At 47.6% G+C, this 14,358-nt stretch carries 13 protein-coding genes; 9 read left to right on the top strand and 4 right to left on the bottom strand.

The features are described from left to right. Position 1 precedes the first annotated feature (1 nt). Positions 2-637, top strand: a complete 636-nt coding sequence (locus VM802_RS06650) for a LysE family translocator (protein ID WP_325529037.1) — start codon at positions 2-4, stop codon at positions 635-637. Positions 638-879: 242 nt separating this feature from the next. Here the strand turns inward: VM802_RS06650 and VM802_RS06645 are convergent, their stop codons facing one another. After that, on the bottom strand, positions 880-1,914 hold the full coding sequence (locus tag VM802_RS06645) for a 2-oxoacid:ferredoxin oxidoreductase subunit beta (protein WP_325529036.1): 1,035 nt from the start codon (positions 1,912-1,914) through the stop codon (positions 880-882). Between the two features lie 71 nt (positions 1,915-1,985). Further along, on the bottom strand, positions 1,986-2,336 hold the full coding sequence (locus VM802_RS06640; RefSeq protein ID WP_325529035.1) for a carboxymuconolactone decarboxylase family protein: 351 nt from the start codon (positions 2,334-2,336) through the stop codon (positions 1,986-1,988). Positions 2,337-2,574: 238 nt separating this feature from the next. On the opposite strand from VM802_RS06640, the gene VM802_RS06635 reads away from it, so the two are divergent. Next, positions 2,575-4,788 carry a transferrin receptor-like dimerization domain-containing protein gene (locus VM802_RS06635; protein WP_325529034.1) on the top strand — a complete coding sequence of 738 codons (2,214 nt, stop codon included), beginning with the start codon at positions 2,575-2,577 and terminating at the stop codon, positions 4,786-4,788. Between the two features lie 17 nt (positions 4,789-4,805). On the opposite strand, the gene VM802_RS06630 is transcribed toward VM802_RS06635, so the two are convergent. Further along, complete coding sequence (locus VM802_RS06630) at positions 4,806-6,548, bottom strand: N-acetylmuramoyl-L-alanine amidase (protein ID WP_325529033.1); 1,743 nt, start codon at positions 6,546-6,548, stop codon at positions 4,806-4,808. Between the two features lie 154 nt (positions 6,549-6,702). After that, on the bottom strand, positions 6,703-8,496 hold the full coding sequence (locus VM802_RS06625) for an acyl-CoA dehydrogenase FadE (RefSeq protein ID WP_325529032.1): 1,794 nt from the start codon (positions 8,494-8,496) through the stop codon (positions 6,703-6,705). Between the two features lie 145 nt (positions 8,497-8,641). On the opposite strand from VM802_RS06625, the gene VM802_RS06620 reads away from it, so the two are divergent. The 7 genes from VM802_RS06620 (at position 8,642) to VM802_RS06590 (ending at position 14,265) form a co-directional block, all read left to right on the top strand. Further along, positions 8,642-9,442 carry an alpha/beta hydrolase gene (locus VM802_RS06620; protein ID WP_325529031.1) on the top strand — a complete coding sequence of 267 codons (801 nt, stop codon included), beginning with the start codon at positions 8,642-8,644 and terminating at the stop codon, positions 9,440-9,442. 10 nt (positions 9,443-9,452) lie between these two features. Beyond that, a complete protein-coding gene (locus VM802_RS06615) occupies positions 9,453-10,595 on the top strand; it encodes a glycosyltransferase family 2 protein (protein ID WP_325529030.1) in 1,143 nt (380 codons plus the stop codon). A 12-nt stretch (positions 10,596-10,607) separates the two neighbouring features. Beyond that, positions 10,608-11,738 carry an ABC transporter permease gene (locus VM802_RS06610; protein WP_325529029.1) on the top strand — a complete coding sequence of 377 codons (1,131 nt, stop codon included), beginning with the start codon at positions 10,608-10,610 and terminating at the stop codon, positions 11,736-11,738. 48 nt (positions 11,739-11,786) lie between these two features. After that, positions 11,787-12,224 carry a hypothetical protein gene (locus tag VM802_RS06605; RefSeq protein ID WP_325529028.1) on the top strand — a complete coding sequence of 146 codons (438 nt, stop codon included), beginning with the start codon at positions 11,787-11,789 and terminating at the stop codon, positions 12,222-12,224. A gap of 76 nt (positions 12,225-12,300) precedes the next feature. Further along, a complete protein-coding gene (locus tag VM802_RS06600; RefSeq protein WP_325529027.1) occupies positions 12,301-13,413 on the top strand; it encodes a glycosyltransferase in 1,113 nt (370 codons plus the stop codon). Positions 13,414-13,446: 33 nt separating this feature from the next. Then, complete coding sequence (gene gldC, locus VM802_RS06595) at positions 13,447-13,794, top strand: gliding motility protein GldC (protein WP_325529026.1); 348 nt, start codon at positions 13,447-13,449, stop codon at positions 13,792-13,794. A gap of 18 nt (positions 13,795-13,812) precedes the next feature. Further along, entirely contained in the window at positions 13,813-14,265 is a 453-nt protein-coding gene (locus VM802_RS06590) for a GatB/YqeY domain-containing protein (RefSeq protein ID WP_325529025.1), read from the top strand. Positions 14,266-14,358: the final 93 nt, after the last annotated feature.

The raw sequence follows: 14,358 nt of genomic DNA, 5'->3' as shown, positions 1-14,358 counted from the left end.
CATGGTAGCAGCAATTGTAGCAGGACTAGGACTGGGGCTTTTTCTATCGTTATCGGTAGGGCCGGTAATATTCGCCATAATAAAATATAGTATCAGCAATGGGTTCAAGGCAGGCATCAGCTTCGCGCTGGGCGTATCCTGCAGTGACATTCTGTTTGTACTCACCGGAAATCTCACCACTTCCTTTATCAGCGGCCTTGAGGAATATAAGCGCTCGATCGGTGTGGTTGGCGGATTCCTGCTGATAGGAATGGGGGTATACGGACTCTTCTTCAAAAAAGTAAGGATCAGTACCGGCGATGAAAAGCCTGAAATGTTCCGTACACATGACTATCTTAAAATATGGCTGGCCGGTTTTCTGATGAATACGCTGAATCCCGGGGTAATCATTTTCTGGCTGGGTGTATGTGTTGCGAACAGCGCCACTACTGTTGGGCATCGTATCGTGATGTACGGTGTCTGTTTAAGTCTTGTATTATCAGCTGATATTCTGAAAGTATTTGTATCTGATAAGATCAGGCATAAGCTGACTCTCACCAACGTAGAGTGGCTCAACCGTATTGCCGGAGCCAGCATGATCATTTTTGGAGTGGTATTGTTGTATAAGGTGCTTTTCGAAGTGGCACTCACCCATTAACTGTGATAAAAGCGAAGATGGTCTGAACTGTGATTCTTTTGATTAGTGTGATTCAGGTGATAACCAAAGATAAAAGCGAATGGCCCATTTAGAATCATTCTAAATGGGCCATTCGCTTTATAATATTACCATCTTCTTTACAATCTCCGCTTATCACCTGAATCACACTAATCAAAAGAATCACAGTTCAGACCATCTTCGCTTTTATCAGGATCATCATCACAAGTCAAACTATTACGATCTTATTTGATTGTCCAGGTTTCATTTCCAGCAAACAGTTTATCGAGATCACCTGCGCCTTTTTTACCGATTGCGTCGGCTATTTGTAGCTGCAGGATGTCTTCGTAGGTTGTACGCTGTACCTGGTAGAATACACCAAACGGACGAGGCAGATGACCTTCAATACGAGGATCGTCGAACATGCGGGTAAGCAGCTGCGCTTTATAGAAATCGTTTTCGTCATGAATCCAGAGATCACTTGCGCTGTATTCGCTGCCTAACTCTACTACTACGGGTTTCAGCCCATCGAGGCGGACACCTTTGTTTTTCTGTGCTCCAAACACAAGCGGCTGGCCTTGTTCTAAGAACAGGGTTTCGTCGGCTTTGCTGGATTTTTCAGTGAACACTTCGAATGCTCCATCATTGAAGATGTTACAGTTCTGGTATATCTCCAGGAAAGATGCTCCTTTGTGGGCATGGCTGCGTTTCAGCATTTCCTGCAGGTGCTTGGGATCACGATCCATACTGCGGGCAATAAAGGTAGCATCTGCTCCCAGGGCCAGCGCCGCTGGATTGAACGGATGATCGATACTGCCAACCGGAGTGGATTTGGTCACTTTATTCTCTTCTGAAGTAGGAGAGTACTGTCCTTTGGTGAGGCCGTAGATTTGGTTGTTGAACAGCATAATGTTCACATCGAAATTACGACGCAGCAGGTGAATGGTATGGTTACCGCCGATAGAAAGGCCGTCACCATCACCGGTTACGATCCAGACACTCAGTTCCGGGCGTGTAGCCTTCAGGCCGGAAGCAATAGCAGTAGCACGGCCGTGGATAGAGTGCATACCATAGGTGTTCATGTAATATGGAAAGCGCGATGAACAACCAATTCCGGAAACAATCACAATGTTTTCGCGGGGAATACCCAGCGATGGCATAATGGTCTGTACCTGTTTAAGTATAGAGTAGTCGCCGCAGCCAGGGCACCAGCGCACTTCCTGGTCCGTTGCAAAATCTTTTGCCGTTAAGGTCTGCGGAGCTATAGTTGCTGTAGACATTTGTATGAATTAAAATATAATATATGGTCTGTAAAGTTACGACAGATAAGTGTAATAAACAGGCGGCAACATTAACTGTTGGTAGCCTGCAGTTCTTCCCAATACTCTGCAGCCCGCCGTGTATGCGGAATCACAATGGTACCGCCCACAATATTAGCCACTGCAAAGATTTCATACATTTCCTCCGTTGTAATGCCCTGCTCATGGCACTTGCCCAGGTGATACTTGATACAATCGTCACAACGAAGCACCATAGAGGCCACCAGGCCCAGCATCTCCTTGGTTTTGGTGCTTAAAGCACCTTCTGCATAAGTGTTGGTATCCAGGTTGAACAGCCGGTTAATTACCTTGTTCTGTTTTCCCAGGATCACTTCGTTCATCTTTGCCCGATAGTCATTAAACTCCTGAATCGCATTCGCCATATAATTCCTCTTTTATTGAATGATAGTTAAAATTTCAAAGGGATAAATCTATGAAACGATTTACAAATATAGATTAATCTACTCGTTAAGTAGACTATTCTGCTGATAATGTATGATTATGGATCATAACTAAAAGTTATGAAGGCTTCCGTTTGTAAAAAAAGCCCATCGAAATTATAGACTATTTGTATATTGAATGATATACCATAGATCAACCAAAACTTTTCCTGACCTGTTTATGACAACAACCTATTTTTACCGCATACTGGCCTTATGGCTATGCACAGTGGGCATTGCTTCTGCACAGAACAAACCATTGCTGGGCTTTACAGAAGATGACGCCAAACAACACCTCGAACTTGAAGCCAGGTTCGACAAAAAACTCAGCAGCCGCTCTATTGGTGAGACTATCAAAACACTTTCCGCTCAGCCGCATCATCTAGGCTCTGCCCGCGGGAGAGCGGTGGCGGAAGAGATCCTGCAACGTTTTAAAAGCTACGGATGGGATGCGGAAATAGTAACTTACCAGGTACTGTTCCCTACTCCAAAGGAGCGCCTGCTTGAGCTCACTGCTCCCGGACATTACCAGGCATTATTGAAAGAGCCTGCGCTAAAAGAAGATGCCACCTCCGGTCAGGAAGGCCAGCTGCCTACCTACAACTGCTGGAGCGCAGACGGCGATGTAAATGCAGAGCTGGTGTTTGTAAATTATGGTCTGCCGGATGATTACGAATACCTGGAAAGGGCCGGCGTCAGTGTGAAAGGTAAAATTGTGATTGCCAAATATGGTCGCTCCTGGCGGGGTATCAAACCTAAGGTAGCACAGGAGCATGGCGCTATTGGCTGTATTATCTACTCAGACCCCAAAGACGACGGCTACTATAATGGTGACGTATATCCGAAAGGCGCTTATAAAAATGAATATGGCGTACAGCGTGGCTCTGTGATGGACATGGTCATTTACCCTGGAGACCCGCTTACTCCCGGCATTGCCTCTACTGCTGCAGCGAAGCGGCTCGACAGGTTGCAGGCACCCAGTCTGCTGAAAATTCCCGTGCTCCCCATCAGCTATCATGACGCAGAACCCTTACTGCGTTCACTTGATGGCCCTGTGGCTCCTGAAGCATGGAGAGGCGCCTTGCCATTCACTTATCATATAGGCCCGGGTAAGGCTAAAGTACATCTGAAGCTTGCATTTAACTGGCAGACGAAGCCCTGTTATGATGTGATCGCAAAAATAAAAGGCAGTGAATACCCCGACCAGTGGGTAATCCGCGGCAACCACCACGATGCCTGGGTGAACGGCGCATCCGATCCCATCAGCGGCCTCGCCGCCCTGCTGGAAGAAGCAAAGTCAATAGGAGAATTACATAAGGAAGGCTACCGCCCGCGTCGCACCCTTGTGTACTGCGCCTGGGATGGTGAAGAGCCCAGCCTCCTCGGCTCCACTGAATGGGCAGAGGATCATGCCACTGAGCTTCAGGACAAAGCGGTGTTATACATAAACTCTGACAGCAATGGCCGCGGCTTCCTGGAAGCCAAAGGATCACATGCACTTGAAACGCTGGTGAATGAAGTCGGCAGCAATATCACAGATCCGCAGACAGGCGTAAGCATCATTGCCCGCAGGCTTGCCAGGGATGTGATAACAGCGCCTACTACCAAGCTGAAGAAAGAGAAGCTGGCCCGGCAAACACTCCCCCTCGGCGCTATGGGCACAGGCTCCGACTATTCTGCTTTCATACAGCATCTGGGAGTGCCTTCGCTGGACTTCGGCTTTGGTGGAGAGGATGATGGCGGGGAATATCATTCCATCTACGATTCTTATGATGACTATGTACGGTTTAAAGATCCAATCTTCAGTTATGGTGTAGCGTTATCGCAGACAGCCGGACATACCGCATTGCGTGTAGCTGACGCCATTATTCTGCCCTTTGATTTCCGTAAACTATACGAAACTGTAAACCGCTATGCAGATGAACTGGTGGAGATGACCAACAGCCTGCGTGAATCCACTGCTATAGAAAATCAACTAATAACAGAAAACAAATATCACCTGACACTTGATACCGCTCTGCATCTGCAACCTCTGGTAGTGCGTGAGATAGTGCCTACTGTCGATTTTACGCCGCTGCAACATGCGCTGAAAGGCCTGGATACAGTAACCGCAGCTCTTTCTGCCGGCAAAACAATTGCCGATAAGCAACAATTTAATAAACTGCTCTATCAGGCGGAACAACAGCTGCTCTCTGTGGAAGGATTGCCTTCCCGCGCCTGGTACAAGCATATGTTGTATGCTCCCGGCTTCTATACAGGGTATGGTGTGAAGACTGTTCCCGGTGTAAGGGAAGCGATAGAACAACGCCAATGGGCCAATGTTCCTGCGCAGATCACTCATGTGACTGACGCCATCAACAGGTTGACCGCACAACTGAAGAAAGGGACTATTTAAAAGTTAGCAGCTAAGGCCTAACGACTTACTTCTGCCAGGTAGTCTTTTATGCCTTGTACAATCTTGCCCACCAGTTCCTGCTGGAAAGAAGGATTCAGTATCTTTTCTTCATCCCCGGGGTTGCTGAGGAAGAGCGTTTCTACGAGTGCATCAGGAAATTCTGTAGGATTATTAAGGATGAAATTGAAATTACCATTGGCTTTGAAATCAGCGAGGCCGGTGGTGACAAGGCGAGCATGTATAGCTTCATTCAGCGGCGCGCAGAATGGATGTTTGTAATAGGTAGCCGTACCATATACATCTACAGGATTAGCGGATGAATTCAGGTGAATGCTCAATAGCAAATCAGGATTGGCTTTACGGAATGTAGAGAGGCGGCCTTCATTGGGTACAGAAAGGTCTGCGGTGCGAGACATAAGAACGGAGGCGCCTTCTCTTTCCAGTGCAGCTTTCAGCTGTATGGCCAGCGTAAGCGTAAGCTGTTTCTCATATATGCCGGTAAGTCCCTGTGCACCAGGATTACTGCCGCCATGACCTGCATCCAAGCCTATCATTAGCCCGGATAGTGATAACTTTTCCGGTACACGTTTAACCTTCACCGTTATACGGTTCCCTTCATAATATATCTGGTATCCCCAGGGCATGTGTTTCAGCGAAATGACCATCCTGAGTACATCCGGCGCTGGTTGTTGCCAGGTTACACCGGTAATTTCCCTGGTACCCTGGAGTAGTGTGTTGATGCGCTCTTCCGCATAGGCGCCATGTACATCTACAATTACCTGGTGTGGGTTGATGATCTGGGTAGATGTATAAGGAATTTTTTCCGACAGCTCTACAGAAACATAATCCGCTTTAGTGTCTCCCCAAACTTTTGCATCCGATGCAATACTTACCGGTAGTGGTTCCTGTGGTATTTCGGTATCCACCAGTGCATCGGGAATATAGGCAGTTTGTCTGGATGACAGGCGTACCTTGTAATAGCTGCCTTGCCGGCCTATGATGTGCAGCAGCACATCTTCATCGAGGTACCCTATTTTATTGGGCCCCAGGCGATCGCCTTCGGTGCTGGAAGTGAGATAAGTCATGTTATCGATAGTGCGGCCGGTGAAAGGTATTTCATGCCGCATAACGGAATATTGATAAGGGCTGTACAATACAGCTGTTTCGCCGTTGGTATTGCGTAGTGCCACTTTTATTCTGCCGCTCAGCAGAGAGTCGGCATGTTGGATGATGTAGGAGCCAGTGTAGTAGCCTGCAACGCCACCGGTTTGCGAAGCGGGCATTTCACGGAGCGGTACATTGTTGAACCAGGTGGCCTGTGCGCCGGGGTATCCTTTTATTTTTACGTGCAGCGTGTCGCCGGGAGAGAGCTGAAGATTACCTTTAGGACTGATTTCCACAAAATCTATTCTGAAGGAGGAGGTTACCCTAGGGGTGGGTGGTGGTGCATAATACCAGGTAAGTGTTTTCGTGTACACCTCGCCGTTAGGATCCTGTGCGGTGATCACTGTGGTGTTTCTCCCAGTGGTAAGATCCTGCTTTACCGCAAATGTGCCGGTGCTGTATACGTGGACGGTGTCATTGTTCACTTTTACGATACATCCGGAACAGGTGCGCCCGGCAATGAACTGCCTGGAAGAACTTACATTGCTTACATCCCTGGAAGGCTGGCTAAGACGTATAAAAGCCTGGCTGCTGGCCGTATTGGGAGTAACTATGACAATCAGTATATGTAGTAGGAGAATTGATAATTGTTTCATGCCCTTTCATCGATATCTGTGTAAAGATAAGGCGGAGAGGGATAAACGTCTGATATTTAGTTATTTTGGTATTTATTTATGTAGATATTTTAGTTTAAACACGGTTTCGATCTAACCAAAATATCTACATAAATAAATACCAAAATAAAAATATTTACCATGGATATTTATTGTCCGCAATCAGCTTGTCAGCTATTCTTCTGCGGGCATCTTTACTGTTGAATGGTTCTGCTTTGGTAAAGCGTTTCAGGCCAAGCAGCATCATGCGTTGTTCATCGCCTTCAGCGAAGGCGTTGATTGCATCTTTACCGGATTTGTTGATACGGTCTGCTGCATCGTAAATGTAGGTGCGTACTATATCTGCCTGAAGAGCAGCTTCTGCTTCGCCTTTGTGCTGTGTGAGTTTAATCAGGCGCAGGAGGGCACTTTCCGCCACAAATGTTTCGATTGCCATATCTGCGATATCCATCAGGACTTCCTGTTCGTTTTCCAGTTTCACCATCAGTTTCTGAGCAGCGGCGCCGGCAGTCATCAGGATCGCTTTTTTGAAGTTGGTGATCAGTTTTCTTTCCTTGCTGAAGGCGCTTTCATCATCACTGCCAAAATCAGGAATGCTCATTAATTCCTTCATCACGTTCATGGCGGGCGTCATGAGATCGAGTTTGCCTTTCATGGCGCGTTTGAGTGTCATATCAAGCGTGAGGAGGCGGTTGATCTCATTGGTACCTTCGAAGATGCGGTTGATGCGGGAATCGCGGTAGGCTTTGGAGATCACGTACTCATCACTGAAGCCGTTGCCGCCGTGAATCTGTACGCCTTCGTCCACAACATAGTCCAGTACTTCGGAGCCATTTACTTTGAGGATGGCACATTCCACTGCATATTCTTCAGCTGCACCCAGCAGGGCTTCATTGAATGGCTTGCCTTCAGCCAGGAGTTCCTTTTCCTTATCATCGATCAGTTGCGCTGTACGGAACAGGGCTGACTCCGATGTCCAGGTGCGGATGGCCATTTCAGCCAGTTTGTGTTTGATGGCGCCGAAATTAGCGATAGGTTGCTTGAACTGTACGCGGGTATTGGCATACTGTACAGAGGTGTTGATACACTTCTTGGCAGCGCCGATGGCGGCGGCACAGAGTTTCAGTCGTCCTATGTTCAGGATGTTGAACGCAATGAGGTGGCCTTTACCAATTACGCCGAGCACATTTTCAACAGGTACTTTGGCATCCTGGAAATAGATCTGACGGGTGGAAGAGCCTTTGATACCCATCTTGTGTTCTTCCGCGCCCAGCGTAAATCCGGGGGTGTCTTTCTCAACAATGAAAGCGGTGAATTTATCGCCGTCGATCTTGGCGAAAACGGTGAATACATCTGCAAAACCTGAGTTGGTGATCCAGCATTTCTGGCCATTGATCAGGTAGTGTTTACCGTCTTCTGTAAGTTTAGCTGTTGTTCTGGCGCCGAGAGCATCGGAGCCGGAATCCGGCTCTGTAAGCGCGTATGCGCCTTTCATCTCACCGGTAGCCAGTTTGGGAATATATTTCTGTTTCTGTTCTTCTGTACCAAAATAAAGTATGGGGAGCGAGCCTATACCTGTATGCGCAGCCATAGCTACTGAAAATGAGTGGCCGGCGCCCAATCCTTCATTGATGATGGTAGCTGTTACAAAATCTTTACCCAAACCGCCATATTCTTCCGGGAAAGCAGCGCCCAGCAGGCCCTGTTCTCCGGCTTTCTCCAGCAGTGATTGCATCAGCCCTTCCTCAAGTTTGTCGAGCCGGTCGATCAGCGGAGTAACTTCCTTACTGATGAACTGGTCGGCCATATCTTTGATCATCAGCTGTTCTTCTGAAAAATCTTCTGGTGTAAACACTTCCTCTGGAGCGCTTTCCTTTACCAGGAACTCTGCGCCTTTAAGCGCAGCCTTATTTTCAACTGTTGCATCCATGTTTCTGAAATTTTTTGTACTTCCGTAATTTACTTAATAAATTATGAATTACGGACAACACCAAATGTTAATGTTGTCCGGTTTTCCTTTATCTGCGGTAACCGATTCATAATTTTTTTTTACTATCATTGTCCCCCTTTTCGTTATGTTGGATTTTTATGTACCATATTTAAAAAGCCGCTTTCATGGCTGCACTGCAGGTTCCGGGGAACAACTCCTGATCTGCCTGCACGGTTTTGGTGAAAGTGCGGTGTATTTTACTCCGCTGGCGGAAGGGCTGGGAGATATGTTTACTATTGTGGCGCTGGATATGCCGCTGCATGGGTGTACAGAATGGCATGAAGACAGGCCCTTCGAGAAGGATGACCTGGTAGCCGTGGTGGAACTGGCGCTGCAACAGTACGGCCACAAACGCTTTTCACTGCTGGGTTACAGCATGGGTGGCCGTCTCGCATTATGCCTTGTGCAACGTATGGCGGATCGTATAGATAACCTGATCATGCTTGCGGCAGATGGTTTGCGGAACAATCCCTGGCACCTGTTTGTTACGCAGACAACTGTTGGTAACCGGATTTTCCGGTATGTCACTTATCATCCGCAATTTTTGTTCAGCCTGATGGATGTGGCAAAGAAATTAGGATTGCTTAATCAGAGCATTTATAAATTTGTGTCGCAGAGGATGGATCAGCTGGAGAAACGTGAGCAGGTATATAATGTATGGACTATCATGAGAAAAATGATGCCGGATAAACAGCTATGCAAACAATTATTGTCAAAATATAACGTTTTAACACTCCTGATATTCGGGAAATATGACCGCGTAATTCCTCCCGTACTGGGTGACCGCTTCGCAGATGGCAGCTTCAACTGCAAAAAACTGATACTTGAAAAAGGGCATCAGCTTATATCAGCGCAATTGGGGACCATCATTAAAAACAATCTTTAGATAGATCTGGATGTACTTTTTCTTGATTATACTTATCGGACTGGCTTTAGGTTACGGCGTACTGATGTTGTGGTACAGCTTTGGCTGGAAACGCCTGCCTGCATTCACACCTGTACAGCAGAAGACCTGCAGCACAAAGGTGACCGTAATTATTCCGGCGAGGAATGAAGCTGATAACCTGCCGCCGCTGCTCAATGCTTTACAGCAACAGACCTATCCTGCCTCCTTGCTGGAAGTAATCGTGATAGACGATTTTTCGACTGACGATACTGCTGGTATTGTGGAGAGATTCCCGGCAGATAACATCCGCGTATTACGCATGCAGGATCATCTCAATAGAGAACAGCGACTCAATTCCTACAAGAAGAAAGCGATAGAAATGGCTGTAGGCTTTGCTACCGGAGACCTGATCGTTACTACTGATGCGGATTGCGTAATGGGCCAGCGCTGGATAGAGACGATCGTGCAGAGTTATGAGATACATAAACCTAAGTTTATTGCAGCTCCGGTCAGTTTCTATAAAGAGCAGAACTTCTTTAAAAAGTTGCAGTCACTTGATTTTATGACCATGCAGGGTATCACAGGAGCAGCTGCGCAACTACGGGCGGGAGCCATGTGCAACGGCGCTAACCTGGCTTACGAGAAATCTGCCTTTTATGAAGTAGGTGGTTTTACAGGGATTGATAGTATCGCCTCCGGCGATGATATGCTGTTGATGTATAAAATCTACAGCGCTTATCCGGAGGGGGTAATGTATCTCAAAAGTGAAGAAGCAATCGTACGTACATTACCGGTAGACACGCTGAAAGACTTTATGAACCAGCGTATCCGCTGGTCGTCCAAGGCGGATAAATATGAAGATAAACGCATAACCTGGGTATTGCTGCTGGTATATCTCTTCAACGCAGGGCTGTTGGTATTAGGTGCTATAGCGTTGTTCCTGCCAGTATGGCTGCCGCCATTCCTGATCCTGATGCTGTTTAAAGTAACACTGGAACTGTACTTCATGATGCCGGTGGCAAGGTTCTTTCATAAAACACCATTGCTTACGTGGTTTATTCCCGGACAATTCTTTCATATTCCTTATATTGTTGTTGCCGGCTGGCTGGGGAAATTCGGAAGCTATCAATGGAAAGGCCGGCAGGTTAATTAAATTATTTATCACTTGTCCAATACACTATCCGCCTGGAAACGGCTGAAGCGGAATAAAGCCGCAGTGGCCGGGTTGCTGGTGATTACCTTTTCAGTTATTATCAGTATTGCAGCTTATCTGCTGGCGCCGGACAATACGCCCGATGCCAACAGGATGGTGCTGGAAATTGAAGGCCAGCGACCAGGATTCCATATTCACATGCTGGTAGTAAAGAAGGAACAGACGGTACCCCGCGTATCTGTTTTTCAAAAAATGCTCTTCGGTCAGGAGTCGGATGTAACGTGGATTCCCATACGCTCATGGGCATTCAGGGACAGTGCCATTATTGTACAGCGTTATGTGGATGAATCCACTGTGCGGGAGGAGAAATACAACCTGGAAGAAGTATGGGCGGGGAAGCGGTCAACTACCTCCATGTCACTGAAAGAGCTGCAGGATAAGATCAGTGACACACGCATATTTGAACAGACCTACTGGCTGGGCACAGATAAATTTGGCCGTGATATTTTAAGCCGCTTGCTCGTGGGCACACGGGTAAGCCTGGGTGTAGGCTGCGTGGCCGTGTTGGTGTCGTTGACTATCGGTGTGTTGCTGGGTGCATTGGCGGGCTATTTCAGGGGTTTCGCAGATGATATGGTGATGTGGCTGGTAAATGTGGTATGGTCCATGCCTTCGCTGCTACTGGTATTTGCGCTGACGCTGGCGCTGGGAAAGGGTTTCTGGCAGGTATTCATCGCAGTTGGGTTTACGCTGTGGGTGGGAGTGGCCCGCATCATCCGTGGTCAGATACTTAGCATCCGGGAGCTGGAATATATAGAAGCTACGCGGGCGCTTGGCTACGGGCATACGCGGATTATCATCAAACACATACTGCCTAATATTATGGGGCCTGTAATGGTGGTGGCTGCCGGTAATTTTGCTACTGCCATCGTAGTAGAGGCGGGACTCAGCTTTCTGGGTGTGGGGGTACAACCTCCGCAACCTTCATGGGGGCTCATGATAAAAGAAAACTACAATTTTATTATAACCCATAACCCCCTGCTGGCATTGGCTCCCGGCGTGGCTATTATGCTATTGGTGCTGGCTTTCAATCTGTTAGGGAATGGCTTGCGCGATGCCCTGGACGTGAGAAGCAAAATTTGATTTACATATCAAAAAAACATAATTTTATCGCGTCTTATAACCTTATTTATGCTTTTCAGAAGTTCCCTACCGTTATTACTGGCCTTTGCCCTGATCAGTTTTACTTCGTGCAGCAAAAAAAATAAAAGTGATGTTACCCCGCCGCCGCCGGTGGAAGAGGAAGCATTGAAATTTGAGGTACCTGAAATACAGGTGGGAAAATATAACATCGCGATGGACAGCACCTATACCTTTAAGGTGAACGTTACGTCCAGAATGCCGGAGAAAGGAGTGCGCGTTGAGCTGAATGTAGCTACAGATCCTGCCGGTATACCACTGGGACAGACAGAGATACCGGATACCAAAGAGAAGACCTTCAGTATTACGCTCAGACACCTGAAAGAGCTGAAACCTTATAAGGTTACTGTAACATTAAGCTCACTGGGCAATACCGCCAATATATCGACACCAACCGAATTCTTCATCACCAATAAGAAGAGCTTATAGCAACCGCATAAAATTCCCGGGCACGGGAACTTCAAAATAGTTTAGGTTTGCAGGCTGGCACACTAACGTATCGATTATGCAAATTGCTGTTAATGCCGCCTGTTTAAGACGGGACATGCCTGCAGATACCGGGCGGGTAACTACTGAAATAATTATCGCGATGTGCCGGCAGCAACCCGGGCATCAGTTTACTTTTTTCTTTGATGGTGGAGTGCCGGAAGGCATTAAATTTCCTGCCAACGTGAAGCCGGTGGTGCTCCCGCTGACGGGTAACCGCCAGTGGGATCGTTACTGGTGGCTCGAATGGAAGCTACCACGTGCCTTGAAGGCATTACAGGCTGATTACTATATTGGTCTGGAAAGTGCCCTGCCGCTGCGAAGCAAGGTTCCTGCCACTTTACTGGTCAGGGATTTGTCTTTCACAAAGGGCGCCGGCCTGCAACCTGCTGCAGTACAGTCATCACTTAAAAAGAATATCCTCAGATATTTTGATCGCGCCAGGCGTATCGTGGTATTATCAAGTACCGCGGGCGATGAAGTAAAGCGCGTATCACCTGCTGCCGCAGAGAAGCTGGTGAAGCTGGAACCTGCTGTAAGCGAAATCTACCGACCACTCGAGTGGGAAGACAGAGAGGCTGCCAAGAAGGAGTTTTCCGGCGGAGTGGAGTACTTCCTTGTTACAGGAAGTATGCACCCGCGCAATAATATTATGCCGGTACTCAAGGCTTTTTCTGCACTGAAGAAGAGACAGCGTACCAACCTCAGATTAGTAATAGCCGGCAGCGCTACTGCTGCGGGGGCGGAAATCGCTACCGCTCTGGAAACATTTAAGTTCCGGCAGGACGTGGTTTGGTTGAAGGATCTTGATGAAGCTGCGTTGGCACGGGCTACAGCGGCAGCATATGCTCTCATATACCCTACCCGTTTTGACGGCCTCGCGTACCCGGTACTGGCTGCTGCCCGTTGTGGCGTGCCGGTGGTGGCTCTGGAAGGCGTGGCTGTGAGGGAAGCAGGCGGAGACGCTGTATTGTATACTGATCCTGCCAACATTGATGATCTTGCCGAAAAAATGAGTGTGTTGTATAAGGATGAACAGCTGAGGTCCAGGCTGCTGGCTCAGGAGCCTCCCGTAAAGCCGGCTTCAGACTGGGAGCTGGCCGCCACAACGTTATGGTCGGCTATTTCCTAAATGATAGTTATTTTTGCGCTTTAACAGAAAATCATGAGTAAAAAATCTACCATACAGATCCAGGTAGGACTGGACGATAATAAGGTTCCTGAAACAATAGAATGGAGCGCAACGGATAATAAGGAAGAACGGATGATCAAGGCTAAAGCCATGATGGTGGCTTTCTGGGACAGTGCGGAGAAGGCAGCGCTGCGTATAGACCTGTGGACAAAAGACATGATGGTGGATGAAATGGCAGACTTCTTCTTCCAGACCATGATGACCATGGCCGACACTTATGCGAGGGCCACGCATTATAATGATCAGGCAGATGAGCTGCGCGCGTTTGCACGTGACTTCTTCAAAAAATTCCAGGAAAAACAGACGGCTGAAGGAAAATAATCCATTAAATGTAACCATATGTCATTAGAACTAAATATCAACGCAGAGATCAAAACTGCGATGCTGGGGAAAAAGGAAGCTGATCTTCGCGCACTCCGCGCTATTAAAGCGGCTATTCTCCTGGCGAAAACAGCGGAAGGCAGCAGCGGTGAGCTCACCGAAGCTGACGAAGCCAAACTTCTGCAGAAGCTGGCAAAGCAGCGTAAAGATTCCCTTGAAATTTTCCGCCAGCAGAACCGTGAAGACCTCGCTGTGAAGGAAGAGGAAGAACTGGTTGTTATAGAGCGTTTCCTTCCGAAACCCTTAACAGAAGAGGAGCTTCGTGCTGCTATCGCTGAAATTATTACCACTACCGGCGCTTCTTCCCCTGCTGATATGGGAAAGGTGATGGGGGCTGCCACCAAACAGCTCGCCGGAAAAGCTGATGGAAAGGTTATTTCCGCTCTCGTAAAGGAGCTGCTTAATAAGTAAGAGTTATTTAGGTATTTATTGATTTAGGTATTTAGGTATTTGAAATGTAGCGGAGATTGAACTTTCTTAGGAATAGACAATAGTACATGATCT

The organism is Chitinophaga sp. (assembly GCF_035538455.1).
In the GTDB taxonomy this organism is placed as follows: domain Bacteria; phylum Bacteroidota; class Bacteroidia; order Chitinophagales; family Chitinophagaceae; genus Chitinophaga.
Note: the sequence above shows the minus strand (reverse complement) of the source record. Positions and strands in the feature narration are given on the sequence as shown.

What these genes read in the sequence shown, in the direction of transcription:
- VM802_RS06650 (WP_325529037.1), top strand. Translation starts at nt 2, where the DNA reads ATGGTAGCAGCAATTGTAGCAGGACTAGGACTGGGGCTTTTTCTATCG.
- VM802_RS06645 (WP_325529036.1), bottom strand. Translation starts at nt 1,914, where the DNA reads ATGTCTACAGCAACTATAGCTCCGCAGACCTTAACGGCAAAAGATTTT.
- VM802_RS06630 (WP_325529033.1), bottom strand. Translation starts at nt 6,548, where the DNA reads ATGAAACAATTATCAATTCTCCTACTACATATACTGATTGTCATAGTT.
- gldC (WP_325529026.1), top strand. Translation starts at nt 13,447, where the DNA reads ATGAGTAAAAAATCTACCATACAGATCCAGGTAGGACTGGACGATAAT.
- VM802_RS06635 (WP_325529034.1), top strand. Translation starts at nt 2,575, where the DNA reads ATGACAACAACCTATTTTTACCGCATACTGGCCTTATGGCTATGCACA.
- VM802_RS06605 (WP_325529028.1), top strand. Translation starts at nt 11,787, where the DNA reads ATGCTTTTCAGAAGTTCCCTACCGTTATTACTGGCCTTTGCCCTGATC.
- VM802_RS06600 (WP_325529027.1), top strand. Translation starts at nt 12,301, where the DNA reads ATGCAAATTGCTGTTAATGCCGCCTGTTTAAGACGGGACATGCCTGCA.
- VM802_RS06620 (WP_325529031.1), top strand. Translation starts at nt 8,642, where the DNA reads ATGTTGGATTTTTATGTACCATATTTAAAAAGCCGCTTTCATGGCTGC.
- VM802_RS06640 (WP_325529035.1), bottom strand. Translation starts at nt 2,336, where the DNA reads ATGGCGAATGCGATTCAGGAGTTTAATGACTATCGGGCAAAGATGAAC.
- VM802_RS06590 (WP_325529025.1), top strand. Translation starts at nt 13,813, where the DNA reads ATGTCATTAGAACTAAATATCAACGCAGAGATCAAAACTGCGATGCTG.
- VM802_RS06625 (WP_325529032.1), bottom strand. Translation starts at nt 8,496, where the DNA reads ATGGATGCAACAGTTGAAAATAAGGCTGCGCTTAAAGGCGCAGAGTTC.
- VM802_RS06615 (WP_325529030.1), top strand. Translation starts at nt 9,453, where the DNA reads ATGTACTTTTTCTTGATTATACTTATCGGACTGGCTTTAGGTTACGGC.